Source organism: Pseudomonas silesiensis (genome assembly GCF_001661075.1).
GTDB classification, from domain to species: Bacteria; Pseudomonadota; Gammaproteobacteria; order Pseudomonadales; family Pseudomonadaceae; genus Aquipseudomonas; species Aquipseudomonas silesiensis.
Map to the genome: position 1 here is coordinate 6,189,368 of NZ_CP014870.1, position 26,219 is coordinate 6,215,586.

The 26,219-nt window shown below is 59.6% G+C and carries 22 protein-coding genes; 12 read left to right on the top strand and 10 right to left on the bottom strand.

All coding sequences use genetic code 11. From position 1 onward, the window contains the following. Position 1: 1 nt before the first annotated feature. From PMA3_RS27505 to PMA3_RS27525, 5 genes are all read right to left on the bottom strand, one after another. Complete coding sequence (locus PMA3_RS27505) at positions 2-1,249, bottom strand: ABC transporter permease (RefSeq protein ID WP_064680086.1); 1,248 nt, start codon at positions 1,247-1,249, stop codon at positions 2-4. A gap of 207 nt (positions 1,250-1,456) precedes the next feature. Continuing rightward, complete coding sequence (locus PMA3_RS27510; protein WP_064680087.1) at positions 1,457-2,500, bottom strand: ABC transporter substrate-binding protein; 1,044 nt, start codon at positions 2,498-2,500, stop codon at positions 1,457-1,459. A gap of 49 nt (positions 2,501-2,549) precedes the next feature. Then, positions 2,550-3,674 (bottom strand): ABC transporter ATP-binding protein, encoded by a 1,125-nt coding sequence (locus PMA3_RS27515; protein WP_064680088.1) that lies wholly within the window; start codon positions 3,672-3,674, stop codon positions 2,550-2,552. Between the two features lie 343 nt (positions 3,675-4,017). Continuing rightward, positions 4,018-4,647 carry a response regulator gene (locus tag PMA3_RS27520; RefSeq protein WP_003210977.1) on the bottom strand — a complete coding sequence of 210 codons (630 nt, stop codon included), beginning with the start codon at positions 4,645-4,647 and terminating at the stop codon, positions 4,018-4,020. 161 nt (positions 4,648-4,808) lie between these two features. After that, positions 4,809-7,205: a PAS domain-containing sensor histidine kinase gene (locus tag PMA3_RS27525; protein ID WP_064680089.1), complete on the bottom strand. Its 2,397-nt coding sequence runs from the start codon at positions 7,203-7,205 to the stop codon at positions 4,809-4,811. A 73-nt stretch (positions 7,206-7,278) separates the two neighbouring features. Here PMA3_RS27525 and PMA3_RS27530 point away from each other — a divergent pair, with 73 nt between their 5' ends. Further along, positions 7,279-8,271 (top strand): alpha/beta hydrolase family protein, encoded by a 993-nt coding sequence (locus PMA3_RS27530; protein WP_064680090.1) that lies wholly within the window; start codon positions 7,279-7,281, stop codon positions 8,269-8,271. Between the two features lie 167 nt (positions 8,272-8,438). Here PMA3_RS27530 and PMA3_RS27535 read toward each other — a convergent pair whose 3' ends face one another. The 3 genes from PMA3_RS27535 to PMA3_RS27545 are packed head-to-tail and all read right to left on the bottom strand — an operon-like array spanning position 8,439 to position 10,895. Further along, on the bottom strand, positions 8,439-9,206 hold the full coding sequence (locus PMA3_RS27535; RefSeq protein WP_064680091.1) for a TerB family tellurite resistance protein: 768 nt from the start codon (positions 9,204-9,206) through the stop codon (positions 8,439-8,441). 1 nt (position 9,207) lies between these two features. Then, a complete protein-coding gene (murU, locus tag PMA3_RS27540) occupies positions 9,208-9,879 on the bottom strand; it encodes an N-acetylmuramate alpha-1-phosphate uridylyltransferase MurU (RefSeq protein WP_064680092.1) in 672 nt (223 codons plus the stop codon). Next, the gene (locus PMA3_RS27545; protein WP_064680093.1) at positions 9,876-10,895 is read right to left on the bottom strand and encodes an aminoglycoside phosphotransferase family protein; all 1,020 of its coding nucleotides are present in this window, start codon (positions 10,893-10,895) and stop codon (positions 9,876-9,878) included. Before PMA3_RS27545 ends, murU begins: the two co-directional genes overlap by 4 nt. A gap of 130 nt (positions 10,896-11,025) precedes the next feature. Here PMA3_RS27545 and PMA3_RS27550 point away from each other — a divergent pair, with 130 nt between their 5' ends. The 11 genes from PMA3_RS27550 (at position 11,026) to PMA3_RS27600 (ending at position 25,216) form a co-directional block, all read left to right on the top strand. After that, complete coding sequence (locus PMA3_RS27550; protein ID WP_064680094.1) at positions 11,026-13,824, top strand: LPS-assembly protein LptD; 2,799 nt, start codon at positions 11,026-11,028, stop codon at positions 13,822-13,824. Further along, on the top strand, positions 13,805-15,121 hold the full coding sequence (gene surA, locus PMA3_RS27555) for a peptidylprolyl isomerase SurA (RefSeq protein WP_152032294.1): 1,317 nt from the start codon (positions 13,805-13,807) through the stop codon (positions 15,119-15,121). The genes PMA3_RS27550 and surA overlap by 20 nt, the downstream gene beginning before the upstream one ends. Further along, on the top strand, positions 15,118-16,107 hold the full coding sequence (gene pdxA, locus PMA3_RS27560) for a 4-hydroxythreonine-4-phosphate dehydrogenase PdxA (RefSeq protein ID WP_064680096.1): 990 nt from the start codon (positions 15,118-15,120) through the stop codon (positions 16,105-16,107). The genes surA and pdxA overlap by 4 nt, the downstream gene beginning before the upstream one ends. Further along, entirely contained in the window at positions 16,104-16,922 is an 819-nt protein-coding gene (gene rsmA / locus PMA3_RS27565) for a 16S rRNA (adenine(1518)-N(6)/adenine(1519)-N(6))-dimethyltransferase RsmA (RefSeq protein ID WP_064680097.1), read from the top strand. Before pdxA ends, rsmA begins: the two co-directional genes overlap by 4 nt. A gap of 123 nt (positions 16,923-17,045) precedes the next feature. Further along, positions 17,046-17,426 (top strand): Co2+/Mg2+ efflux protein ApaG, encoded by a 381-nt coding sequence (gene apaG / locus PMA3_RS27570; protein WP_064680098.1) that lies wholly within the window; start codon positions 17,046-17,048, stop codon positions 17,424-17,426. Then, a complete protein-coding gene (locus PMA3_RS27575) occupies positions 17,426-18,310 on the top strand; it encodes a symmetrical bis(5'-nucleosyl)-tetraphosphatase (RefSeq protein ID WP_064680099.1) in 885 nt (294 codons plus the stop codon). The genes apaG and PMA3_RS27575 overlap by 1 nt, the downstream gene beginning before the upstream one ends. A gap of 33 nt (positions 18,311-18,343) precedes the next feature. Then, entirely contained in the window at positions 18,344-18,673 is a 330-nt protein-coding gene (gene glpE / locus PMA3_RS27580) for a thiosulfate sulfurtransferase GlpE (RefSeq protein ID WP_064680100.1), read from the top strand. A 296-nt stretch (positions 18,674-18,969) separates the two neighbouring features. Then, complete coding sequence (locus tag PMA3_RS27585) at positions 18,970-20,892, top strand: PrkA family serine protein kinase (protein WP_045059965.1); 1,923 nt, start codon at positions 18,970-18,972, stop codon at positions 20,890-20,892. A 200-nt stretch (positions 20,893-21,092) separates the two neighbouring features. Beyond that, positions 21,093-22,364, top strand: a complete 1,272-nt coding sequence (locus tag PMA3_RS27590; RefSeq protein ID WP_057713068.1) for a YeaH/YhbH family protein — start codon at positions 21,093-21,095, stop codon at positions 22,362-22,364. Further along, on the top strand, positions 22,361-23,923 hold the full coding sequence (locus PMA3_RS27595) for a SpoVR family protein (RefSeq protein ID WP_064680101.1): 1,563 nt from the start codon (positions 22,361-22,363) through the stop codon (positions 23,921-23,923). The genes PMA3_RS27590 and PMA3_RS27595 overlap by 4 nt, the downstream gene beginning before the upstream one ends. 63 nt (positions 23,924-23,986) lie before the next feature. Beyond that, a complete protein-coding gene (locus PMA3_RS27600; RefSeq protein WP_064680102.1) occupies positions 23,987-25,216 on the top strand; it encodes a multifunctional CCA addition/repair protein in 1,230 nt (409 codons plus the stop codon). A 134-nt stretch (positions 25,217-25,350) separates the two neighbouring features. On the opposite strand, the gene folK is transcribed toward PMA3_RS27600, so the two are convergent. Then, positions 25,351-25,869: a 2-amino-4-hydroxy-6-hydroxymethyldihydropteridine diphosphokinase gene (folK, locus tag PMA3_RS27605; RefSeq protein WP_064680103.1), complete on the bottom strand. Its 519-nt coding sequence runs from the start codon at positions 25,867-25,869 to the stop codon at positions 25,351-25,353. Further along, complete coding sequence (folB, locus tag PMA3_RS27610) at positions 25,860-26,216, bottom strand: dihydroneopterin aldolase (protein ID WP_064680104.1); 357 nt, start codon at positions 26,214-26,216, stop codon at positions 25,860-25,862. The genes folK and folB overlap by 10 nt, the downstream gene beginning before the upstream one ends. Positions 26,217-26,219 lie beyond the last annotated feature (3 nt).

The following is a 26,219-nucleotide window of genomic DNA, read 5'->3' on the forward strand; positions in this document are numbered from 1 at the left end:
CTTAGCTCAGGCGCAGGCGACTGGCGCCCACCAGCCAGTTGTAAATCAGATACAGCACCACGGTCGCCAACAGCAGCAGCCCACCGAGCGCGGTTGCCATGCCCCAGTTGATGCTGGTGTTGGTGTAGAAGGCGACGAAGTAACTGACCATCTGGTCGTTGGGACTGCCCAGCAAGGCCGGGGTGATGTAGTAGCCGATGGCGAGGATGAACACCAACAGGCAACCGGCGCCGACACCGGCATAGGTCTGCGGGAAGTACACCCGCCAGAAGCTGGCGAACGGGTGGCAACCCAGGGAAATCGCGGCGCGCATATAAGTCGGCGAGATGCCTTTCATTACGCTGTAGATCGGCAGGATCATGAACGGCAGCAGGATGTGCACCATCGAGATGTAGACCCCGGTACGGTTGAACACCAGTTCCAGCGGCTTATCGATGATGCCCATGGCCATCAGGCCGCTGTTGATCAGGCCACCCGATTGCAGCAGCACGATCCACGCGGCGACCCGCACCAGAATCGAGGTCCAGAACGGCAGCAGGACCAGAATCATCAGCAGGTTGCTTTGCCGCGATGGCAGGTTCGCCAGCAGATAGGCCAATGGATAAGCCAGCACCAGGCAGATCACGGTGATGATCAGGCCCATCCAGAAGGTCCGGGCGAAGATATCGAGATAGATGGCCTGGTCGGGCGTGGCGGGGGCGATTTCGCCGAGGTCGTCGATCCGGTGGTCCACCGCCGCCAGCAGGTAGTACGGCGTAATGCTGCTGGTGTTGCGGCGTACGGCTTGCCAGTAGGCCGGGTCGCCCCAGCGCTCGTCGAGATTTTCCAGCGCTTCTTTATAAGAGGCCGGTTCGGTGGCGAACGGCAAGGCGCGTGCGGTTTTGGTCAGCAGGCTGCGGTAGCCGGCCAACTCCATGTTCAAGCGCTTGGACAGGTCGCCCAAGGTCTGATTCTTGCGGGCTTCGGCCAGGTCTTCGCTAGCTGCCTTGTAAACCGGTTCAGCGGGCAGGCCGCGGCCGTCCCAACTGGCGATGGCCGCCACGGTGCGCGGCATGCCGCCGACCACTTCCGGGTTACCGACGCTTTTGTAGAGCAGCGCCACGATCGGCACCAGGAACACCAGCAGCAGAAACAGCACCAGCGGCGCGATCAAGGCTTGGGCCTTCCAGCGATTGATCCGCTCGGCATGCTTGAGCCGCTGCTTCAAGGTGGGGTCTGTGCCCGCGTTCAGGGGAATGGCGGTGGCCATGGCGTACTCCGGAAATCTTTGATCGTTACAGAGGCAGGCACTCCACATCCGGGAGGCCACCTCTGTTCTTGTTAGCTACGCATCACCCCTGTAGGAGCGAGGCTTGCCCGCGAAGGCGGTGTGTCAGTCAACATTGATGTTGAATGTTCTGACGTCTTCGCGGGCAAGCCTCGCTCCTACAAGAGTGGATAAGCCCACGGGGTGGTCTTATTTTGCGGCCCAGGAATTGAAGCGCTGCTCCAGTTGCTCACCGTTGTCAGCCCAGAAGCTGACGTCGATCTGCACCTGGTTGGCGATGTTTTCCGGGGTGGTCGGCATGTCCTTCAGGATATCCTTGGCCAGCAGCGGGACGGCTTGAACGTTGGCCGGTCCGTAAGCGATGTTTTCCGAATAGGTTTTCTGCTGTTGCGGCTGCACCGAGAACGCGATGAATTTCTTCGCCGCCTCAGCACGTGCCTTGTCCAGACCTTTTGGAATGGCCCATGCGTCGAAGTCGTAGATACCGCCGTTCCACACCACTTTCAGGTTGCTTTCTTTCTGCACGGCAGCGATCCGGCCGTTGTAGGCCGAGCTCATGACCACGTCACCGGAAGCGAGGTATTGCGGCGGTTGTGCACCGGCTTCCCACCACTGGATGCTTGGCTTGAGCTCATCGAGCTTTTTGAACGCGCGATCCTGGCCATCCTTGCCGGCCAGCACTTTGTAGACGTCTTTCGGCGCAACGCCGTCCGCCATCAGCGCGAACTCCAGGGTGTACTTGGCGCCCTTGCGCAGGCCGCGCTTGCCCGGAAATTTCTTGGTGTCCCAGAAATCCACCCAGCTGGTTGGCGCGGTTTTCAGCTTGTCGGCGTTGTAGGCCAGCACAGTCGACCACACGAAGAAGCCCACGCCGCACGGCTGGATAGCGCCTTTGACGTAGTCTTCATTCTTGCCGAACAGCGCGGGATCGAGTTGCTCGAACATGTCTTCGTCGCAACCACGGGACAATTCCGGCGATTCAACTTCCACCAGGTCCCAGGACACGCTCTTGGTGTCGACCATGGCCTTGACCTTGGCCATCTCGCCGTTGTACTCGCCCGCCACGATCTTGCCGTTGCCTGCCGCTTCCCACGGTGCGTAGAAGGCTTTGACCTGAGCCGCCTTGTTCGCCCCGCCAAAGGACACCACGGTCAGGTCCGGGCCCGCCGCCATCGCGTGTGTCGCACCGATCATGCCCATGACCAAAGCGGTGAATTTCAGGGATCTCAACATTTATTGTTCTCTCCACGTGCAGGGTTGGTGTTGTTGAAGCAGGGGGCGATCAATGCGCCTCTAGAAGCGGGTCGAGCGCGCGAACGTGTTCGACCTGCCAGCCAAGCGGTACCACGTCGCCAACCGCCAGCTCGGGATCAAGCTCGGCAATCGGTTGTTTCACGAAGAAGTCGGTCTTGCCGCAGACTTCCAGGCGAACCCGCACGTGGTCGCCCAAATAGATGAATTCCGCCACCCTTCCCGAGAAGCGATTGACGCAAGCTTCGCTCGAACCATTGAGGCTCACGCGTTCCGGGCGAATCGACAGCGTGACGGGCTCGCCGGTCTTGCCGACATTGACCGCCAGGGCTTCCACCTTTTCACCACGACCGAGCTCGACGACGCAGCGGTCGCCGGTGTGGCTGTGCAAGCGACCATTGAGACGGTTGTTCTCGCCGATGAAGTTGGCGACGAAGGTGTTTTTCGGTTCTTCATAAAGGGAGCGCGGCGGCGCGATCTGCTGGATTTCGCCTTGGTGGAACACCGCCACACGGTCGGACATGGTCAGGGCTTCACCCTGGTCGTGGGTCACGTAGACCACCGTCACGCCGAGGCGCTGGTGCAGGTGTTTGATTTCCATCTGCATGTGTTCGCGCAGTTGTTTGTCCAGCGCGCCGAGGGGTTCGTCCATCAGCACCAGTTGCGGCTCGAACACCAAGGCACGGGCCAGGGCCACACGCTGTTGCTGACCACCGGACAGTTGCGCCGGATAACGCTGGGCGAACATGTCGAGCTGAACCATGCTCAAGACCCGTTTGACCCGGTCGCTGACGTCACTCTTGTTCAAGCCGCGAACGGTGAGCGGGAACGCCAGGTTCTCGGCAACCGTCATGTGTGGGAACAACGCATAGTTCTGGAAGACCATGCCGATGTCGCGCTTGTGCGGCGGCACGTTGTTGATGGAACGCCCGGCGAGGAGGATTTCACCTGCCGTCGGTGTTTCGAAACCGGCGAGCATCATCAGGCTGGTGGTCTTACCGGAGCCGGACGGCCCGAGCAAGGTGAGGAATTCGCCTTTGCGAATGTCCAGGTTGAGGTCTTTGACGATCAGGTTCTCGCCGTCGTAGCTCTTTTGCACTCCACGAAAGCTGACCAGAATGTCGCTGGCCCCTGCGCTTGAATCGACCTGGCTCATACCCACACCTTTGTTGTTGATGACTACTGTGGACTAAGCCTAGTGGACGCTGGTGGCCACGCAAATCGGGGCGCAGGAGAGAATGGCCTCAGCCGGATGGAAGGTTGGGGGTAGGGATTGCCCTACAAGGATGGCGGAGATGGATAGGGGCAGTGGCGAGTTTCAAGCTGCAAGCCACAAGAACGGGCAGAAACGGCTTTGCAGGATGTCGTAAATGGGCATGCGACCACTATCCCTGTGGGAGCGAGCTTGCTCGCGATTGCGGTCTGACATTCAACATTGATGTCGACTGATAGTCCGCTATCGCGAGCAAGCTCGCTCCCACAGGGGACAGTGGTGTTTTTTAGAGGAGCTTGTGCTCCATCGCGTACTTCACCAGCTCCGCCAACGAGGTGATGTTGAGTTTCTGCATCAGTCGCGCCTTGTGGGTGCTGATGGTCTTGCTGCTCAAGGCCAGTTGCTGGGCAATGTCGTTGACGTTGGCGCCTTGTGCCAGGCGTTCGAACACCGAGAACTCTCGCTCGGACAGCAACGAATGCAACGGCCGCGAATCGGTAAGCCCGACTTCGAAGACCATGCGATCGGCCAGGTCCGGATCAATATACCGCCCCCCCGCCGCGACTTTGCGGATCGCGGTCAGGAGCAGCGCAGGATCGCTGTCCTTGGTGGCGTAACCGGCAGCACCGACCTTCAACGCACGGGCGGCCATTTGTGCTTCGTCGTGCATCGACAACACCAGAATCGCCGGCGGATTGTTCAACGCGCGAATCCGCGGAATGGCTTCCAGGCCATTGACCCCAGGCATGGAGATATCCAGCAACACCACTTCGCAGGGAACATGACGCAAGGTTTCGAGCAACTGCTCGCCATTGCTCGCCTCCCCTACCACCAGAAGATCCTTGGCCAGGCCGATCAACTGCTTGATGCCTTCGCGGACAATGGTGTGGTCTTCGGCTACCAGTACACGGATCATGTTCTTCTCCAGATTCAAGATCTATCGTCGGAACGCCGCCCGGAGCCGGCTCGCTCCCACAGGGGACTTCGGTATTCCAGAGATTTGTGCACTTGCACGAACCCCTGTGGGAGCGAGACCAGCTTGCCGGCGAAGGCGTCAGTACAGACGCCACAAATACCTCAGGCTTCACCCACCGGCACACGCACACTCAAGGTCGTGCCTTCCCCCGGTTCACTCTCAAGCAACAACTCACCGCCCATGATCAACACCCGCTCGCGCATGCCCACCACACCAAAGGATGTCGCCCTGCCGGTGGATGGGACAAATCCTACGCCATCGTCACTGACCGTCAGGCACAACTCGTCGCCCTCCAGCGCCAATGTCAATTCAACAGTATGCGCCTGGGCATGGCGCATGACATTGGTCAGTGCCTCCTGAAGGATCCGGAACAAACCAATCGCCTTGGCATCACTGAGCACTGGCAGATTGTCCGGCACCTGCACCAGACACGGAATCTGTGTACGTGCCTCGAAGCGGCGGGCCTGCCATTCGATGGCCGAGGCAATCCCGGCATCGAGAATCGGTGGGCGCAGCGCCGTCGCCACATCACGCACCAGCTGGAACAGCTGAGCGATCAAGCGCTTCATGCTGTTCAAGCGTTCGTGCAGACCGGGATCGAGCTGGGCGTAGGCCAATTCGCACATGGAGGTTTCCAGCTTCAATACGGTCAACATCTGACCCAGTTCGTCATGAACTTCCCGGGCGATGCGGGCTTTTTCCTCCTCCCGCACACTCTCCAGGTGGGCGGACAACTCGCGCAATTGCCCCCGGGAGCTGGCCAGTTCCAGCTCGATACGTTTGCTCTCGCTGATGTCCCAGACAATGCCGTCCCAGACGTAGGCACCGTCTTCGAGCCGGCGGGTAATGGCCTTGATCTCGGCCCAGCGCTGCTCGCCTGAACGGGTGAGAATCCGCCCCTGCCACGACCAGTCGCTGTCGGTGTCCAGCGCACGGTCCTGAGTCAGGTGATAGCTGGCCTTGTCGTCAGGATGCACCAGACTGCGCAGGCCTTTGTCACGATGAGCCAGGGTGGCAGGCGAGTAACCCACCAGGCTCTCGCTGCCTTCACTGATGTAGGCAAAGTCGATCTGCCCGGTGACCGGCGCACGCTCCAGGCGGAAGACCAGTCCCGGAACATTGGCGGCGATCCCTTGCAGTCGCGCTTCGCTTTCTTGCAGCGCAGCCAGGGCACGGCGGCGTTCGGTGACATCGTTGAGGTAAACCACCAGGTATTCGCCGTCGCGGAAACGCAGGAAACTCAATGAAACATCCGCTGGCAGAACGCTGCCATCGGCGCGCACACAATTGGTTTCGAAACTTTGCGGGCCTTCCTCGCTGGCCCTGGCGCGTTTCCACAGGTTCAGCCAACGGTCCATGTGCAGACTCGGCTCAAAGTCGATCAACGGTCTGTCGATGATCCCGCCCGCCGGATAGCCCAACATGGTTTCTGCCGCGCGGTTGGCGTAACGCACATGGCTGTCCCAGTTGACCCAGAGAATGCCGACGGTGCTCTGGTCGATGGAAAACTGAGTCAGGCGCAAGGCTTCTTCGCTGGCGGCGCGCAGGGCAATGTCTTCCCGCGCGGCCAATAACCTTTGCTCCAGGCTGTGCTGCTGCCGACGCTGCCAAAAGACGATAGCCATGCTGCTCAGCATCAACACTGCCAACAACAGGGAAAGGTTTTGCCAGAAACCCGGTGATTCGGTCAGCCGCGGGTACTTGGGTTGCAGCCATTGACTGTGCAACTGCTCCAGGTCCTTGGCCGGGATCGACCGCAATGCGCTTTCGACGATACCCGCCAGCTCCGGCCAGTCCCGGCGCGTGGCCACCCGCAGCAGTTGCGGCAGGCCAATGTCACCGACCACGACCAGTGCGGCGAACTCCGGCTCGACGGACAGGCGTCCCAGCTGGGCTTCATCGACCACTGCGTAACTGGCTTGCTGACTCGTCAACAGTTGCAGTGCCTGGCGCTCGATCGGTACGCCCTGGAGGTTCAAATGCGGGTAATTGCCGCGCAGGTAATCGGCCGTGGCGCTGGGCATGCGCACGGCGACGCGGGTCTGGCTGTCGAGTTTTTCCAGCTCCACCGTGCCGGTGCTTTTCTGGTCACTGACCACCAGTTGCGGGACCCGCATGTACGGATCGGAAAACTGCCACAGACGCAGACCGGCGGGCGTCTGGCTCAGCCCGGGAGCGATATCGATCGCACCTTCACGCGCAGCGGCTTCCAGCTGCGCAAGGTCGGGAAAGTGACGCCAGCTCAGCTCGACCTTGAGGGACTTGGCCAGCCGTTGCATCAGCTCGACGTTAACGCCCGACAAACGCTGCAAGCGGCGATCGTATTGGGCATAAGGCACCTGCAGCACCAGTCCGACCCGCAACTCGCGATGCTGGGCCAGCCATTGCTGCTGGTCCGCGGACAATGGTGTGACATGCGCTGGAGGTGCGGACGCCGCCCAACTCATCAAGGGGAACCACAAACAGCCGATAACCCAAAGGTAGCGAAAACGCATCATTGAAGTCCTACACACTGACAAATACTGACCAACCCATTAGGCTGCCGGAATCACTTCTGGCCTGGATTATCCGATGCTCCCTGTCTACCGTCTGGCACTGTCGGCATTGTGCCTGTCGCTTATCCTGCCTTGCGCCTTTTCCGTCGAGGCGGCCGACTCGGCTTCCAGCGCAGGGAAAACCGCGGAAGAAAAACCGCCTGAGCGCGCGCCGTTGCTTGAGCGTACCCAGGAAGATGCCACCGCCCTCGTACGACAGGTCCCGATCCAGGAGCAGCAACAACTGCAAGCCGGGACCGATACCTTTCTGGCCCTGTGGAAACCGGCCAATACCGCCAGCCCAAAAGGCGCGGTGATTATCGTCCCGGGCGCTGGCGAAAACGTTGACTGGCCGCAAGCAATCGCTCCATTGCGGCGCACATTGCCGGATGTCGAGTGGAGCAGCCTGAGTATCACCTTGCCGGACCCGCAAAGCGATGCCATTGCGCCACGCATTGCTGAAATGCCGCCAACGCTCAAAGCGCCCGAGACCGGCAGCAAGGATGCCACCACCTCCGCGCCCATCGAGCAGGCCGTCAGCGGCGAAGCGGAGATCGCGGACAAGGCGGTCGTCGAGACCCGCGAGGAACAGATCGGGGCCGACGCCGAACGAATTTTCGCCCGCATCGACGCGGCCATTGCCTACGCCGAACAGCAAAGCGCCCGCAGCATTGTCGTATTGGGTCATGGCACGGGTGCTTACTGGGCCGCGCGTTACCTGAGTGAAAGACAGCCCCCACAGGTTGAAAAACTGGTGATGGTCGCCGCCCGCACGCCGGTTAGCGCGAAACCCGGACTGGCTGAACTTGCACCGACATTGAAGCTGCCTACAGCAGACATTTTCTATCGGGACAAGCCGGTGGATCGCAACGCGGCGCTGGAACGATTGCAGGCGAGTAAACGCTTGAAGGCTTCTGGTTTCAGCCAGGTATCGCTCAAGTCGCTGCCGGGTAACAGCAAGGCCGAGCAGGAGCAGCTGGTTCGTCGGGTTCGGGGGTGGTTGAGTGCTGAGCCTAAGGAAGTCCGATAGACCGAGTCGCCCCCTTCGTCGGAACGCCGCCCGGACCAAGCCCGCTCCCACATTTGATCTTCAGTGGACATAGAGTTTCTATACAACCGGGATCAAATGTGGGAGCGGGCTTGGTCCGGGCGGCGTTCCGACGAAGGCGGCATCAGAGACAACACAACTCTGTTGCCCTACCGAAAATCCCGCCGCTCACGAATCAAGGTATAGGCGTTATGCAACTCACGAGTCTTGTCCGTAGCCTCACGCACCTGCGTCGCCGTCGCCCCACTGCCGGCGATCTTGTCCGGGTGATGACGGCTGAGCAGGCGTCGATAAGCGCGCTTGATCTGCGCCGGCTCGCTGGTGGCGGATACGCCCAATAGTCGCAAAGCCTCCTGGTAAGTCACGGCACTGCTGACCAACGGACGTTTCTGCGGCTCATAGTCGGTGGCCAGCGACTGCACCTGTTGTTGCGTCCAGCCCAGCCATTTACCCCACTGTGCTACAAGCTCAAGCTCAGCGACACCGGCGCGGCCATCGGCCCAGATCATCCGCCAACAGGCGCGCAAGACGCCTTCGGCTGCATGGGGCTGGGCACTCAAGCGACGCATATAACCGCGCAACGAGTCATGCCCCGACTTGCCGCGATTGAACGCTGCTATTGCACGGCGCTGGGCCGATTCACTCAAGTCCAGCGAGCGCATCTCCTGGCGCGCCTGCTGGATATGACCATTGACTACTTGTCCATCGCACTTGGCCAGCCGTCCCAGTAACACGAACAACAGTTCATCGTTGCGTAGCACCGGACGACCACCGAGTTTTTCTCGCACGTCTGCCCAGCTGTGCAGTTGCAGGCGCCGATCCAGCGCCTGCCCCAACAAGGCGCCGAGCATGGCCCCCGGAATGTTGGCAATGGCATAGCCCACTCCGGCTCCAATCAGAGTCCCTGGCCACAGCATGTCAGCGTCTCGCTTCTATCAGAGTGTCCACTTCGGCCAGACGCTCGTGGGTGCCGACATCCACCCAGACCCCGTTCAGGTGCTCGCCAGTCACTTGTCCGTCTGCCATGGCGGTGCGCAACAGCGGCGCAAGCTTGAAGGCCCCTGCCACGCAACCGGCGAACAGCAGCGGGTGCAACACCGCGATGCCGCTGTAGGTCAGGGTGGCAGAGCCTGGCTGACCGTCACGCACCTGTCCGTCGATCAAATTGAAGTCCCCGACCGGGTGATGGGCAGGGTTGTCTGCAAGCACCAGATGAGCCAGCCCGGCAATAGGCCGATGCAACACGCTGAAGTCGTAATCGGTCCAGATGTCACCATTTACGACTAAAAAGGCTTCGCTCCCCAACAACGGCAATGCGCGCAAGATTCCGCCGCCGGTTTCGAGCGGCTCACCTTCCGGCGAATACTGAATACTCACGCCATACTGCGAGCCGTCGCCCAGATAATCTTCGATCTGCTGGCCGAGCCAGGCGTGATTGATCACGATCTCGGTAAAACCGGCTGCGGCGAGCGCGTGCAGGTGATACTCGATCAGCGGCACCCCGCCGGCACGAACCAGCGGCTTTGGCGTGGTCAGGGTCAACGGGCGCATGCGCTCGCCTTTACCTGCCGCCAGAATCATCGCCTTCATGCATTCGCTCCAGCGCGCAGACTGGCCAGCAATACACCCAGCTCAGCCAGTTCGGGACGGCGCGCGACCACAGCCTCTATATAAGCAAAGAAGCGCGGCACATCTTCCAGATAACGCGGCTTGCCGTCGCGATGGCAGATCCGGGCGAAGATGCCGATCACTTTCAAGTGACGCTGCACGCCCATCAGGTCACTGGCGCGCAGGAAATCCTCGAAGTCCGGCTGAACCGGGATCCCCAGCGCGCCCGCCTGTTGCCAGTATTCTTCCAGCCAAGTGCGTACACGCTCCTCGGGCCAACTGAGGAATGCATCCTTGAACAAACAGGTCACGTCGTAGGTCACCGGGCCATAGACCGCGTCCTGGAAATCCAGCACACCCGGATTCGGCTCGCTGAGCATCAGGTTGCGCGGCATGTAATCGCGGTGCACCAGCACCTTGGGCTGGGCCAGCGCGCTTTCGATCAGCAACTCGCTGACTTGCTGCCAGAGCATCTGTTGAGCGGGGTCGAACTCAATGCCCAACTCGCACTTCACGTACCATTCTGGAAACAATTCCAGCTCGCGTCGCAACAAGGCCACGTCATAACTCGGCAGCGGTGCGACCATCGGCAACTGCTGAAAAGCCAGCAGCGCTTGCACGGCGTCCTGGAACAAATCGTCGGCATTTTCGCTGTCAATCACGTCCAGGTAAGTCTTGTTGCCCAAGTCATTGAGCAACAGAAATCCACGCTCGAGGTCTTCGGCATAGATTTTCGGCACATTTATTCCGGATTTGGCCAACAGGAAAGCAATATCCACGAAGGGTTTGCAGTTTTCCCGGGGCGGTGGAGCGTCCATCACAACAAAGCTCCTGCCCTCGCCTTCCCAGCGAAAGTAGCGCCGGAAACTCGCGTCGCTACTGGCTGCGGTCAACGTGGCCGGGGGTACGGGTCCCCAGCCTTGTTCTGCAAAGAGGATCGGCAGTTGCTCATCGAGCCAAACTGTCAGGTGTTGCAAACGTACATCTTGGTCAGGCATTACAAGGGTCTCCGACGGCGCTAGCCGTCAAGCGGGTCATGCTTTATTATCCAGCATCTTTTTCAGACCATCGAGAGGCGTGCGGCCCACACCGCGGGCAGATGGCACGCAGGAAGCCCGGACTAATAAGATGGCATTGAAATCCCCCGCGTTTCGTAAAAAATTTCCGTTGTTGGTGACCGGCAGTCTGCTGGCCCTGCAACCATTCGCCACTTCGTTCGTGGTTGCCGCGGAACAGTATGACTGCTCAGTCTCTGCTTCGGGGGCCTGGAACTGTGCGCCTAAATCTCAAGCAGCTGCCTTGCCACCGCGCCCCGTCCATGAGGGCAGCTCTGTCAGCGCGGGCGGTGAGACGCCGGCTGACGATAGTGTCAGTCAAGACACCGGTGCCAAGCCAGTACTCGTGACCGAAGCCAAGGGCCGCGGCCTGAAGTCCCGTAGCGAAGACTACAGCCACCTCGACTGGGTTCCGCGCGAGAAACTCACGGCGGCGCAATTGGCTGAAACCGGTCCTTACTGCGCCGGTGCCTATGTAGAACCGATTCGTCCTGGCATGACTGACAAGACGGATAAAAGCGACGCTCCAACCTTCCTCGGCGCCAAAGCCTCTCGCTATAAGCAGGAGGAGCAAGTCGCTACCCTGGCCGGCGACGTGGTCATGCGACAGGGCAGCATGCAGGTCGAAGCCGACGAAGCGAATCTCTACCAGGCCGAGAGCCGTGGCGAACTGAGCGGCAACGTGCGCGTTCGCGACAACGGCGCACTGATCGTCGGCGACCACGCCGATGTACAGCTCGATACCGGTGAAGCCAAGGTCGACAATGCCGAATACGTGATGCACAAATCCCGCATTCGCGGCAGCGCGCTGTACGCCAGGCGCGCCGAGAACGCGATCATCCGCCTCAAGGATGGTACGTACACCACCTGCGAACCGGACAGCAACGCCTGGCAGCTCAAGGGCAACAACATCACCCTGAACCCGGCCACCGGCTTCGGCACCGCGACCAACGTGACACTGCGGGTCAAGGACATTCCGGTCCTGTACACGCCGTACATCTATTTCCCCATCGATGACCGTCGCCAGTCGGGCTTCCTGCCGCCGACCATCGGTACCGGCACCGATACCGGCTTCTTGCTGGTCACCCCGTATTACTTCAACCTGGCACCGAATTACGATGCCACGTTGTACCCGCGCTACATGAGCGAGCGCGGCTTGTTGATGGAAGGTGAGTTCCGTTACCTGACCAAGTCCAGCGAAGGTCAGTTCGGCGCCGCGTACCTCAACGACGAGAACGATGATCGCAAGCTGCAGACCGACTACGAAGAAACCCGCTACATGTACAACTGGCAACACAAGGGCGGTCTCGACTCGCGCGTCTTCTCCCAGGTCGACTACACCAAGATCAGCGATCCGTATTACTTCCAGGATCTGCAGACTGACCAGATCGGCGTGAAAAGCTCTGATTACGTGAACCAACAAGGTTCCGTCAGCTATCGCGGCGACAGTTACACCGCGCGCGTCAACGCCCAGGCTTATCAGCTGGCGACCGTATCGAACATCACGCCGTATGATCGCTTACCGCAGATCACCTTTGATGGGGCACTGCCCTACCATCCGGGTGGTCTGGATTTCTCGTATAACACCGAGCTCGTCAGATTTGACCGGGATCTGAAAACCGGCAGCTTCTCGGACGAAAACGGCAATTTAAGCCCGCGCCTGGACACTAACGTCCAAGGCCTGGCACGCGCCACCGGCGACCGCCTCAACCTGGCGCCAGCCGTGAGCCTGCCGCTGGACTGGACTTACGGTTTCGTGAAACCAACGCTCAAGTACCAGTACACGCAATACCAGCTGGACCTGGACGGTACGGGTAAATCCCAGATTGCCGCCCAGACCGCGGAACAGAACAGACTCAACGGTACGTTCGACAGCAATCAGAACCGTGGCGTGCCAATCGCCAGCATCGACAGCGGCCTGTACTTCGACCGCAACACCCAATGGTTCGGCAAAAACTACCGCCAGACCCTTGAGCCGCGCCTGTTTTACCTCTACGTTCCGGAAACGGATCAGGAAGACATTCCAGTCTTCGACACCAGCGAGTACACCTTCAACTACGCGTCGCTGTTCCGCGACAACCGCTTCTCCGGCACCGACCGCGTCGGCGACGAGAACAAACTGTCGCTGGGCATCACTAACCGCTGGATCGAAGAAAACGGCTTCGAGCGTCAACGCATCAGCGTCGGCCAGGCCGTCTACTTCCAGGATCGCAAGGTTCAGTTGCCAGGCATCGATGCCAGGACCCGCAAGGATTCACAGTCGGACGTTTCGCCGTACGCGCTGGAATACGAATACCGTTGGAACCGTGATTGGCGGACCACTGCCGATTACAACTGGGACCCGGACAGCCGCAGCCCTCGCTCGGGCAGCGCAATGTTCCACTACCAGCCAGAAGACAACCCGAACAAGATCATCAACGCCGGCTATCGCTATCGCAATGACCAGGTCCGCTACGACCAGAACACCGGTCAATGGTCGGTGGGCGGTGGTGACTACGGCACGCCGGGTCAACCTGGCTACGTGAAGGACTACTACAAGATCCAGCAACACGACTTCTCGGTCATGTGGCCGATCGTGCCGCAATGGAACCTGATCAGCCGCTGGCAGTATGACTACAACCAAAACCGTACCCTGGAAGCCTTTGGTGGCTTCGAGTATGACAACTGCTGCTGGAAACTGCGCCTGATCAACCGTTACTGGGTCGACTATGACGAAACCAGTCAAGACGCGCCGGAAAACGAAAAAGGCGACCATGGCGTCTTCCTCCAAATCGTTCTGAAAGGTCTCGGCGGCCTCACCGGCTCCAAAGTAGAGAGCTTCCTCGACAAAGGCATCCAAGGTTATCGTGAACGTGAAGACCAAGCTTTCTGATTGTCTGCGCCCGCTAATGCTGGGCGCGTTGTTCCTGGGTACTGCGGCCAACGCCTCGGTACAGTCCATCGATAAAGTGGTGGCCATCGTCGACAACGACGTGGTCATGCAGAGCCAGCTGGACCAACGGGTCCATGAAGTTCAGCAAACCATAGCCAAACGCGGTGCCGCGGTACCGCCGGCCAACGTGCTGGATCAGCAGGTACTCGAGCGCCTGATCGTCGAGAACCTGCAACTGCAGATCGGCGAACGTTCCGGCATCCGTATTACCGATGAAGAACTGAACCAGGCTGTGGGCACCATTGCCCAGCGCAATAACATGTCTGTGGATCAGTTCCGTGCCGCCCTGACACGCGACGGCCTGTCCTACGACGAAGCCCGTGACCAGATCCGCCGCGAAATGATCATCAGCCGTGTGCGTCAGCGTCGTGTGGCGGAACGCATCCAGGTGTCCGAACAGGAGGTGAAGAACTTCCTCGCTTCCGATCTCGGCAAGATGCAGTTGTCCGAAGAGTTCCGCTTGGCCAACATCCTGATTCCAACGCCGGAAAGCGCCAACTCCGACGCGATTCAGAATGCCGCCAAACAGGCCGATGCGGTCTACCAGCAGCTCAAGCAAGGCGCTGACTTCGGTCAACTGGCAATCGCCAAATCCGCCAGCGAAACCGCACTCGAAGGCGGGGACATGGGCTGGCGCAAAGCCGCTCAACTGCCGCCTCCGTTCGATCGCCTGCTCGGCACCATGGCGGTCGGGGACATTACTCAACCGATGCGTACGCCGGGCGGCTTCATCATCCTGAAGATCCTCGACAAGCGTGGCGGCGAGACCCAGGTGCGTGACGAAGTGCATGTGCGTCATATCCTGGTCAAACCTAGCCCGATCCGCGACGAAGAAAAAACCAGGGCCCTGGCTCAGTCGCTCTACACCCGGATCGAAGCGGGCGAAGATTTCGGCGAACTGGCGAAAAACTTCTCGGAAGACCCGGGTTCCGCCCTCAACGGCGGCGACCTGAACTGGATCGACCCGAACGCACTGGTTCCCGAGTTCCGCGAAGTGATGGCCAGGACCCCGCAAGGTCAGCTGTCCAAGCCGTTCCAGACCCAGTATGGCTGGCACGTCCTGGAAGTCCTTGGCCGCCGCGCCACCGACAGCACCAATCAGGCCCGCGAACAGCAAGCGATGAGCGTATTGCGTAACCGCAAATATGACGAAGAGCTGCAAACCTGGCTGCGTCAGATCCGTGACGAAGCGTACGTAGAGATCAAGCTCCCTGGTGCAGACCAGGCAACACAGTGAAACCCAAACGTTTCGCGCTGACACCCGGCGAACCAGCCGGCATAGGCCCTGACCTGTGCCTGCTGCTCGCGGCGCACGCCCAGCCTCACCCCCTGATTGCCATTACCAGCCGCGACCTGCTCCTTGAGCGGGCTGCGCAACTGGGCGTGGTGGTCGACCTGCTGCCGGTTGCACCGGACAGTTGGCCGGATGTGCCTGCTCCCGCCAATAGCCTGTACGTCTGGGATACTCCGCTCAACGCCAGGGTCACTGCCGGGCAACTGGACAAGGCCAATGCGGCGTTTGTCCTGGAGACCCTCACCCGCGCTGGCCAAGGCTGCCTGGACGGGCATTTTGCCGGCATGATCACCGCCCCGGTACACAAGGGCGTGATCAACGAATCCGGCATCGCTTTTTCCGGGCACACGGAGTTTCTCGCTGACCTGACCCATACCGCGCAAGTGGTGATGATGCTCGCTACTCGCGGATTGCGGGTAGCGCTGGTCACCACCCACCTGCCGCTTCGCGAGATTGCCGACGCAATCACGCCGGAGCGCCTGGAACGGGTCACGCGAATCCTGCATGCCGATCTGCAAGAAAAATTCGGCATCGCCCGACCACGCATCCTGGTCTGCGGGCTCAACCCCCATGCCGGTGAAGGCGGACACCTGGGCCATGAAGAAATCGACATCATCGAACCCACCTTGGAGCGCCTGCGCGGCGAGGGCATGGACCTTCGCGGTCCCCTGCCCGCCGACACTCTGTTTACCCCCAAATATCTGGAGCACTGCGATGCGGTGCTGGCGATGTACCACGACCAGGGCCTGCCCGTGCTGAAATACAAAGGTTTCGGCGCAGCAGTCAACGTGACCCTCGGCTTGCCGATCATCCGCACCTCGGTCGACCACGGCACTGCCCTGGATCTGGCCGGCAGCGGCAAGATCGACACCGGCAGCCTGCAAGTCGCCCTGGAAACCGCCTACCAGATGGCCGAGACCCGTTTATGACCGAGCATTACCAACACCGGGCGCGCAAGCGTTTCGGCCAGAACTTCCTGCACGATGCTGGCGTTATCGACCGCATCCTGCGCTCCATCCACGCCAAACCCGAAGACCGCCTGCTGGAAATCGGTCCGGGCCAGGGGGCGCTGACTCAAGGCCTGCTCGGTAGCGGTGCCCAGCTCGACGTGGTGGAACTGGACAAGGATCTGATCCCGATCCTCAACCAGCAATTTGCCGGCAAGAGCAACTTCAACCTGCACCAGGGTGATGCGCTGAAGTTCGACTTCAACAGCCTTGGTGCTGCGCCGAACAGCCTGCGAGTCGTCGGCAACCTGCCGTATAACATCTCTACGCCGCTGATTTTTCACCTGCTGCATAACGCCAGCCTGATCCGCGACATGCACTTCATGCTGCAAAAGGAAGTGGTCGAGCGTATGGCCGCAGGTCCTGGTGGCGGTGATTGGGGTCGGCTGTCGATCATGGTTCAGTACCACTGTCGGGTCGAGCATCTGTTCAACGTGGGCCCGGGGGCGTTCAATCCGCCACCAAAAGTCGACTCGGCCATCGTGCGCCTGGTCCCTCACGCAGTGCTGCCGCACCCGGCCAAGGATCACAAGTTGCTGGAACGCGTCGTGCGCGAAGCCTTCAACCAACGGCGCAAGACCCTGCGCAATACACTCAAGCTGCTGCTGAGCAATGCCGAGATCGAGGCCGCTGGTGTCGATGGCAGCCTGCGCCCCGAGCAGCTCGACCTGGCCGCCTTCGTGCGCCTGGCCGACAAGCTGAGCGAACAAGTCCTACCCACTCCCAGCGCCGACTGACAGGCGATAAGCGTTATCGGGTAGGACACCAGCCCTCATGTCTGGTTTACTATCCGATACTTGGCCTAGACTGAGTTCCATCAGCTACGCCCCGCGCCCCGCTTCGTTTTTAAGGCCTCTTGCATGTCCGATCCTCGTTATCAGGTCGACGTCAGCGTCGTCACTCGCTATCTGGCAGAACAATCGCAACCCGAGCAAAACCGTTTTGCCTTCGCCTACACCATTACCGTGCACAACAATGGCGTACTACCGGCCAAGCTGCTGTCGCGGCACTGGGTGATCACCGATGGCGACGGGCATGTCGAAGAGGTTCGCGGAGCAGGCGTGGTTGGCCAGCAGCCGTTGATCGACGCGGGCAAAAGCCATACCTACAGTAGCGGCACCGTCATGACCTCCAAGGTCGGTACGATGCAAGGCACTTATGAGATGGTAGCCACAGACGGCAAACACTTCGACGCCATCATCGCGCCATTCCGCCTGGCGGTGCCCGGAGCCCTGCACTGATGGCGACGTATGCCGTCGGCGATTTGCAAGGCTGCCTTGCAGCCTTGCAATGCCTGCTCAAGCGGGTTGCCTTCGACCCAACGCAGGATCGACTGTGGCTGGTGGGCGATCTGGTCAACCGCGGCCCGCAATCTCTGGATACCCTGCGCTTCCTCTACAGCATCCGTGAATCGCTGGTGTGCGTACTCGGCAACCACGACCTGCACTTGCTGGCCGCCGGGCAGAACATCGAGCGCCTGAAGAAAGCCGACACCCTGCGCGAAATCATCGAAGCACCGGATTGCGCCGAACTGCTGGACTGGCTGCGCCAGCAAAAACTCATGCACTACGACGAACAACGAAACGTTGCGCTGGTGCATGCCGGCATTCCGCCGCAATGGTCACTGCGCAAAGCCCTGAAGTGCGCTGCCGAGGTCGAGACCGCCCTGCGCGACGACAACCTGTTTCCAGCCTACCTCGATGGCATGTACGGCAACGATCCGGCGAAATGGGACAACGACCTCAAGGGCATCGCGCGCCTGCGAGTGATCACCAACTATTTCACCCGGATGCGTTTCTGCACCGCCGAGGGCAAGCTTGACCTCAAGAGCAAGGAAGGTCTCGACACTGCGCCGGCAGGGTACAAACCCTGGTTCCAGCACAAGGAACGCAAGACCAAGGGCCTGAAGATCATCTTCGGCCATTGGGCTGCACTCGAAGGCAAATGCAACGAGCCGGGGATCTCGGCCCTCGACACCGGCTGTGTCTGGGGCGGGGCCTTGACGCTCATGAATGTCGACAGCGGCGAACGCCTGTCTTGTAAATGCGACGCGCAGGGTCATGCCGCCGTGCCGCCAGTCGCCCCACGAATGACCGAACCCTCGCCAGCCAGCGCACCGCGCTAGACTGCGCTTTCAGCCGAGCCACAGGAGCCCGCCATGAGCGAATTCAAACGTATCCCCCCGGAACAGGCCCAGGCCCTGCGCGAACAAGGCGCAGTCGTGGTCGACGTTCGCGACCCAGCGACCTTTGCCGCCCTGCACATCAGCGGCTCGAAGCATCTGGACAACCATTCGCTGCATGCCTTCATTCAGGGCGCCGATCTGGACGCACCGACCGTAGTCGTCTGCTATCACGGTAATTCCAGCCAGGGTGCCGCCGCCTACCTGATCAGCCAGGGTTTTTCCGACGTCTACAGCATGGATGGCGGGTTCGAACTCTGGCGCACGACTTATCCTTCGGAAACAGCGCAAGGCACTTGCGAATAATTTTTTTGTAATGCGCAAGCCCCGGCCCCCGTGGGTTAGCGAGGTGGCAGACGAACGGTCTGCCACAACTAATTACGTATCTCGCCTTTACCTCCCAAATAAGCAACTATCCTTAAGCGCAGGCCATCCAAAACAGGGGAGAGCCGGTACACCGGCGCGCGGATCATCGGGAGTAGCTTTCGGGGCGCTAAGCCTTGAAAGGGTTCTGGGGGGTAAACAGCAACTGCATATCCGGTTGCTGCCAGCATCGACTGAGTGATCCGGCGTCGGCTCCACGTATCGAGCGAGGTGACGTCATGAGTATCTTTAGCCACTTCCAACAACGCTTCGAGTCCACACGCCAGGAAGAACTCTCGCTGCAAGAGTATCTTGAACTGTGCAAACAGGACCGCAGCGCCTACGTTTCCGCAGCCGAGCGTCTGTTGCTGGCCATCGGTGAACCGGAGCTGCTCGACACCTCGACCAACTCGAGACTGTCGCGAATCTTTTCCAACAAGGTGATCCGCCGCTATCCGGCCTTTGAAGACTTCCACGGGATGGAAGAATGCATCGACCAGATCGTGTCGTATTTCCGCCATGCCGCTCAGGGCCTGGAAGAAAAGAAACAGATCCTCTACCTGCTCGGCCCCGTCGGCGGTGGTAAATCGTCCCTGGCCGAGAAGCTCAAACAACTGATCGAGAAAGTGCCTTTCTACGCGATCAAGGGCTCGCCGGTATTCGAATCGCCTCTGGGTCTGTTCAACGCCACTGAAGATGGCGCGATCCTCGAGGAAGACTTCGGCATTCCGCGGCGCTACCTCAACACCATCATGTCGCCATGGGCCACCAAGCGCCTGGCCGAGTTCGGTGGCGACATCAGCCAGTTCCGCGTGGTGAAACTCTATCCGTCGATCCTTAACCAGATCGCCGTGGCCAAAACCGAGCCGGGAGATGAAAACAACCAGGACATCTCGGCACTGGTGGGCAAGGTCGATATCCGCAAACTGGAAGAATTCCCGCAAAACGACGCCGACGCCTACAGCTACTCGGGCGCACTGTGCCGGGCCAACCAGGGCCTGATGGAATTCGTCGAAATGTTCAAGGCGCCGATCAAGGTGCTGCACCCATTGCTGACCGCCACCCAGGAAGGCAACTACAACAGTACCGAAGGTCTCGGCGCGATTCCGTTCACCGGGATCCTGCTGGCCCACTCCAACGAATCGGAATGGCACACCTTCCGTAACAACAAGAACAACGAAGCCTTCATCGACCGGATCTACATCGTCAAAGTGCCGTACTGCCTGCGTGTCAGCGACGAAGTGAAGATCTACGACAAGCTGCTCTTCAACAGTTCGCTGGCCAAGGCTCACTGCGCGCCTGACACCCTGAAGATGCTCGCCCAGTTCACCGTGCTCTCGCGCCTCAAGGAGCCGGAAAACTCCAACATCTACTCCAAGATGCGGGTGTATGACGGCGAGAACCTCAAGGACACCGATCCAAAGGCCAAGTCGATTCAGGAATACCGCGACAACGCCGGCGTCGACGAAGGCATGAACGGCCTGTCGACCCGCTTCGCCTTCAAGATCCTGTCGAAGGTGTTCAACTTCGATCCGCACGAAATTGCCGCCAACCCGGTTCATCTGCTCTATGTGCTGGAACAACAGATCGAACAGGAACAGTTCCAGGCCGAAACCCGTGAACGCTACCTGCGTTTCCTGAAGGAGTACCTGGCACCGCGGTATATCGAATTCATCGGCAAGGAAATCCAGACGGCTTACCTCGAGTCTTACAGCGAGTACGGCCAGAACATCTTCGATCGTTATGTGCTGTATGCCGATTTCTGGATCCAGGACCAGGAATACCGCGACCCGGAAACCGGCGAAATCCTCAACCGCGTTGCGCTGAACGAAGAACTGGAGAAAATCGAAAAACCGGCCGGCATCAGCAATCCGAAGGATTTCCGCAACGAAATCGTCAACTTCGTGCTGCGCGCCCGGGCCAACAACAATGGCAAGAACCCGACCTGGCTCAGCTACGAAAAACTGCGGGTGGTCATCGAGAAGAAAATGTTCTCCAATACCGAGGACCTTCTGCCAGTCATCAGCTTCAATGCCAAGGCCAGTAAAGAGGATCAGCAGAAGCACAACGACTTCGTCACACGGATGGTCGAGCGGGGCTACACCGACAAACAGGTACGACTGCTGTCCGAGTGGTATCTGCGGGTCAGAAAATCACAATAACCCGCTGCCGGTTAGACCGGTTGTCGTCAGCCAGAGGTCTGTGTACACGTTTTCTGTTACACAGGCTTCTGGAAGGTGTTCGAAAGACGGTCGCGAGGTTCAGGCAGTATCCAAGCGCTTGGGGGAGCGTGAACATCCCTTGGCACGGTCGATGCTGCATAACCGCTCGCCCCTTTCAGGACAGCTTCTAAGGAGCAGTCATGAGCTATGTGATCGACCGACGTCTCAATGGCAAGAACAAGAGCACGGTGAACCGCCAGCGGTTTCTGCGGCGTTACCGTGATCACATCAAAAAGGCTGTCGAAGAGGCGGTCAGCCGGCGCTCCATTACCGATATGGAACACGGCGAGCAAATCAGCATCCCCGGCCGCGATATCGACGAGCCGGTGCTCCACCATGGGCGCGGCGGCAAGCAGACTGTCGTGCATCCGGGCAACAAGGAATTCACCAGCGGCGAGCATATTGCCCGCCCGCCGGGAGGTGGCGGCGGAAGAGGCCCCGGCAAGGCCGGTAACTCGGGTGAAGGGATGGACGAGTTCGTCTTCCAGATCACCCAGGAGGAATTCCTCGAATTCATGTTCGAGGACCTCGAGCTGCCAAACCTGGTCAAACGCAACCTGACCGGCACCGATACCTTCAAGACCGTGCGCGCAGGGATCAGCAACGAGGGCAACCCGTCGCGGATCAACATCATCCGCACCCTGCGTTCCGCCCACGCCCGGCGAATCGCCCTGTCCGGCAGCAGCCGGGCAAAACTGCGTGAAGCCAAGGAAGAACTTCTGCGACTCAAGCAGGAAGAACCGGACAATTTCGGCGATATCCAGGAAATCGAAGCAGAAATCGAAAAACTCAGCGCACGTATTCACCGCATACCGTTTCTCGACACGTTCGACCTCAAGTACAACCTGCTTATCAAGCAACCCAACCCCAGCTCCAAGGCCGTGATGTTCTGCCTGATGGACGTGTCCGGCTCGATGACCCAGGCGACCAAGGACATCGCCAAACGCTTCTTCATCCTGCTGTACCTGTTTCTCAAGCGCAACTACGACAAGATCGACGTCGTGTTCATCCGCCACCACACCAGCGCCCGGGAAGTGGATGAGGAGGAGTTTTTCTATTCCCGCGAAACGGGTGGCACCATTGTTTCCAGCGCCTTGAAGCTGATGCAGGAAATCATGGCCGAACGCTATCCGAGCAACGAATGGAACATCTACGCTGCCCAGGCTTCCGATGGCGACAACTGGAATGACGACTCACCGATCTGCCGCGATATCCTGATCAACCAGATCATGCCGTTCGTGCAGTACTACACTTACGTTGAGATCACCCCACGCGAACACCAGGCCCTGTGGTTCGAATACGAACGCATCGCTGAAGCCTTCTCTGACACTTTTGCCCAGCAACAACTGGTCTCGGCCGGGGATATCTATCCGGTCTTCCGTGAACTCTTCCAGCGCAGGTTAGTGACATGACCGCCAAAGAGCAGAAGCGCCAACCCATTTCCACCGGATCCGAATGGACGTTCGAGCTGATCCAGGCCTACGACAAGGAAATCAGTCGCCTGGCGGCTCGTTATGCCCTGGATACTTACCCCAACCAGATCGAAGTGATCACCGCCGAGCAGATGATGGATGCCTACGCCTCCGTCGGCATGCCGCTGGGCTATCACCATTGGTCCTACGGCAAACACTTCCTCAGCACCGAGAAATCCTACAGTCGCGGCCAGATGGGGCTGGCCTACGAGATCGTGATCAACTCGGACCCGTGCATCGCCTATCTGATGGAAGAAAACACCATCTGCATGCAGGCACTGGTCGTCGCTCATGCCTGCTACGGGCATAACAGCTTCTTCAAGGGCAATTACCTGTTCCGCACCTGGACCGATGCCAGTTCGATCATCGATTACCTGGTGTTCGCCAAGCAGTACATCATGCGGTGCGAAGAGCGCCACGGCATCGACGCGGTAGAAGATTTACTCGACTCCTGCCATGCACTGATGAATTACGGCGTAGACCGCTACAAACGCCCCTATCCGATTTCGGCCGAGGAAGAACGTCGCCGGCAAAAGGATCGGGAAGAACATCTGCAGAAGCAGATCAATGACCTGTGGCGCACCATCCCTAAAGGCGCGGACAAGTATAGCGACAGGGACGATGCGCGCTTCCCCGCCGAACCTCAGGAAAATATCCTTTACTTCATCGAAAAGCACGCACCACTGCTCGAGCCATGGCAGCGGGAAATCGTGCGGATCGTGCGCAAGATCGCTCAGTATTTCTATCCGCAGCGCCAGACTCAGGTGATGAACGAGGGGTGGGCCACCTTCTGGCACTACACCCTGATGAACGACCTGTACGACGAAGGCCTGGTGACCGACGGCTTCATGATGGAGTTTTTGACGTCCCACACCAGCGTGGTCTACCAGCCCGGCTTCGACAGCCCCTACTACAACGGCATCAACCCCTACACCCTGGGTTTTGCCATGTACCGGGACATCCGGCGCATGTGTGAAAACCCTACTGAAGAGGATTACCGCTGGTTCCCGGAAATCGCTGGCACCGACTGGTTGTCGAGCATCAAGTTCGCCATGAGCAGCTTCAAGGATGAGAGTTTCATTCTGCAGTACCTGTCACCCAAGGTAATCCGCGACCTCAAGCTCTTCAGCATTCTTGATGACGACCAGAAAGAAGACTTGCTGGTCCCGGCGATTCACGACGAAGGAGGCTACCGCATCATCCGGGAAACCCTGGCGGCGCAGTACAACCTGGGCAATCGCGAACCCAACGTGCAGATCTACAGCATCGACCGGCGAGGCGACCGCTCCCTGACCTTGCGCCACCAGCAACACGACCGAAAACCGCTGGGCGAGTCCACAGAGGAAGTACTCAAGCACCTGCATCGCCTCTGGGGCTTCGACATTCACCTGGAGACCCTGCAAGGCGACCAAGTGATGAAAACCCATCATGTTCCGCCCAGAGGCGAGCATGGCGATGGCGATTATGGCCGACTGGATCTGGCCGTCATCCATCTGTGATCCTGTTTCTGCCTCCGAAAGCTCGACGCAAAGGTTATCCTGTCGAGCTAACGGAGGTTTTTTATGCAGATTTATAAAGTCGGCGGCGCCGTTCGCGATCGCCTGCTGGGCAAGCCTGTCACCGATATCGATTGGGTCGTGGTAGGCGCCACCACCGAGGAAATGCTCGCCAAGGGCTTTCGCCCGGTGGGCGCGGACTTCCCGGTGTTTCTTCATCCGAAAAGCGGTGAGGAATACGCCCTCGCCCGAACCGAACGCAAAAGCGGACGCGGTTACGGCGGTTTCACCTTTCACGCCAGCCCTGACGTCACTCTCGAAGAAGACTTGATCCGTCGCGATTTGACGATCAACGCCATAGCTGAAGACGATCAGCACCATTTGACCGACCCTTACCAGGGCCAAAAAGATCTTGAGGCGCGACTTTTACGTCACGTTTCCCCCGCTTTCGCCGAAGATCCCTTGCGAGTTCTGCGTGTTGCCCGCTTTGCGGCGCGTTACGCCGATTTGGGTTTCACCGTTGCGCCCGAAACGCTGGAATTGATGCGCCAACTCAGTGAGTCGGGCGAGTTGCAGGCCTTGACCGCGGAAAGGAGCTGGAAGGAAATCTCTCGCGCACTACTCGAAGATCAGCCACAAGTGTTCATCGAGGTGCTGCGCGAATGCGGCGCGCTCAAGGTGCTGATGCCGGAAATCGATGCATTGTTCGGCGTACCGCAACCGCAAGCCCATCATCCGGAAATCGACACCGGCGTGCATACCCTGAGCGTGCTGGAGCAAGCGGCACTGCACAAACAACCGCTGACCGTGCGCTGGGCCTGCCTGCTGCACGACCTGGGCAAAGGATTGACCCCCGAGGAAGAATGGCCCCGTCATATTGCCCACGAGCAAAAAGGCCTGAAACTGATCAAGGCGGTCAACGAACGCTTCAAGGCACCGAGGGATTGTCAGGAACTGGCGCTGCTGGTGGGTCAGTATCACACCCACGGGCACCGCGCACTGGAGCTGAAGCCTTCGACTTTGCTGGAGTTGCTGCAGAGTTTCGACGTGTACCGTCGGCCACAGCGGTTCGAGGAATTTATCGCGGCGTGCGAAATGGACGCGCGCGGCCGAAAAGGCCTGGAGCAACGAAGTTATCCACAGGCGGACTATTTACGCGGGGCGGCGAATGCAGCCCGGAGCGTGGCGGTTCAGCCGTTGCTGGAGAAGGGATTCAAGGGGCCGGAGTTGGGCGAGGCGATCAAGCGCGAACGCCTCAAGGCGCTGAAGGCTTACAAAGAAACGGCGTCAATTTGAAAGCTATCGCGGGCAAGCCCGCTCCCACAGGTGCGAGTCGTTTGTTGATTATGTAAACGACGCTAACTTGTGGGAGCGGCGGTGCGACGATTCGACTTGCCCCGGGCGGCGATCCGATGATGGCGTCATCCGTCTCACAACAAATTCGAAGGCGTCAACTGCTGACCACGCCATTCAAACGCCACCGGCGCCAGCACCTGATCAATCTGGGCTTCGCCCCACAACGCTGCAAAGCTTTTTCCTACGCCGGGATGCACCCGTTCCGGCGCAATCAGCGACAGCGGCCACAGCACAAAGGCATTTTTCAGGATCTCCGCCCGCGGCAGAATCAAACCATCGAAGTTGCCCACCAGATCACCAAACAGCAGCACGTCGATATCCAGCGGCAAACCCTTTCGGTCCGGCGCGTAACGGCCGTTGTCCGCCTCGATGAATTTCAATCGACGGTCCAGCTCCATCAGCGGTAGATCGGTGTAGGCCGAGACCACGAAATTGAAGAACGGCCCGCTTTTGATCCCGACTGGCTGGCTTTCGAATACCGCTGAGCAGCGTATATCCACCAGAAAACCTGCCAGGGCGTCCAGGCCAGCCTGCAAATGGGATTCACGCTCGATATTGCTGCCGAGCCCGAGATACACCTGAGTCAGCGACATCCGCGCTCGATCTCCACGCCCACACCACCCGTGGCGGCCGGGACTGCACCTGGCTTGGTCAACTTGAGGCGCATCCAGATGATGTTGAACTCACTCATCAGCACTTCAACCAGGCGCTCGGCAAACGTTTCGACCAGTTGGAACTGCGCCTGCTCGGCAAACGCCTGGATGCGCGATGACACGCTGGCGTAATCGAGCGCCAGAGTCAGGTCGTCACCGGCAGCGGCCGGACGATTATCCCAGGCGAAGCTCAGGTCAAGACGCAAGCACTGTCGGATGCCTCGCTCCCAGTCGTAGGCACCAATCACGGTGTCGACTTCCAGGCCCTCGATAAACACTCTGTCCAAGCA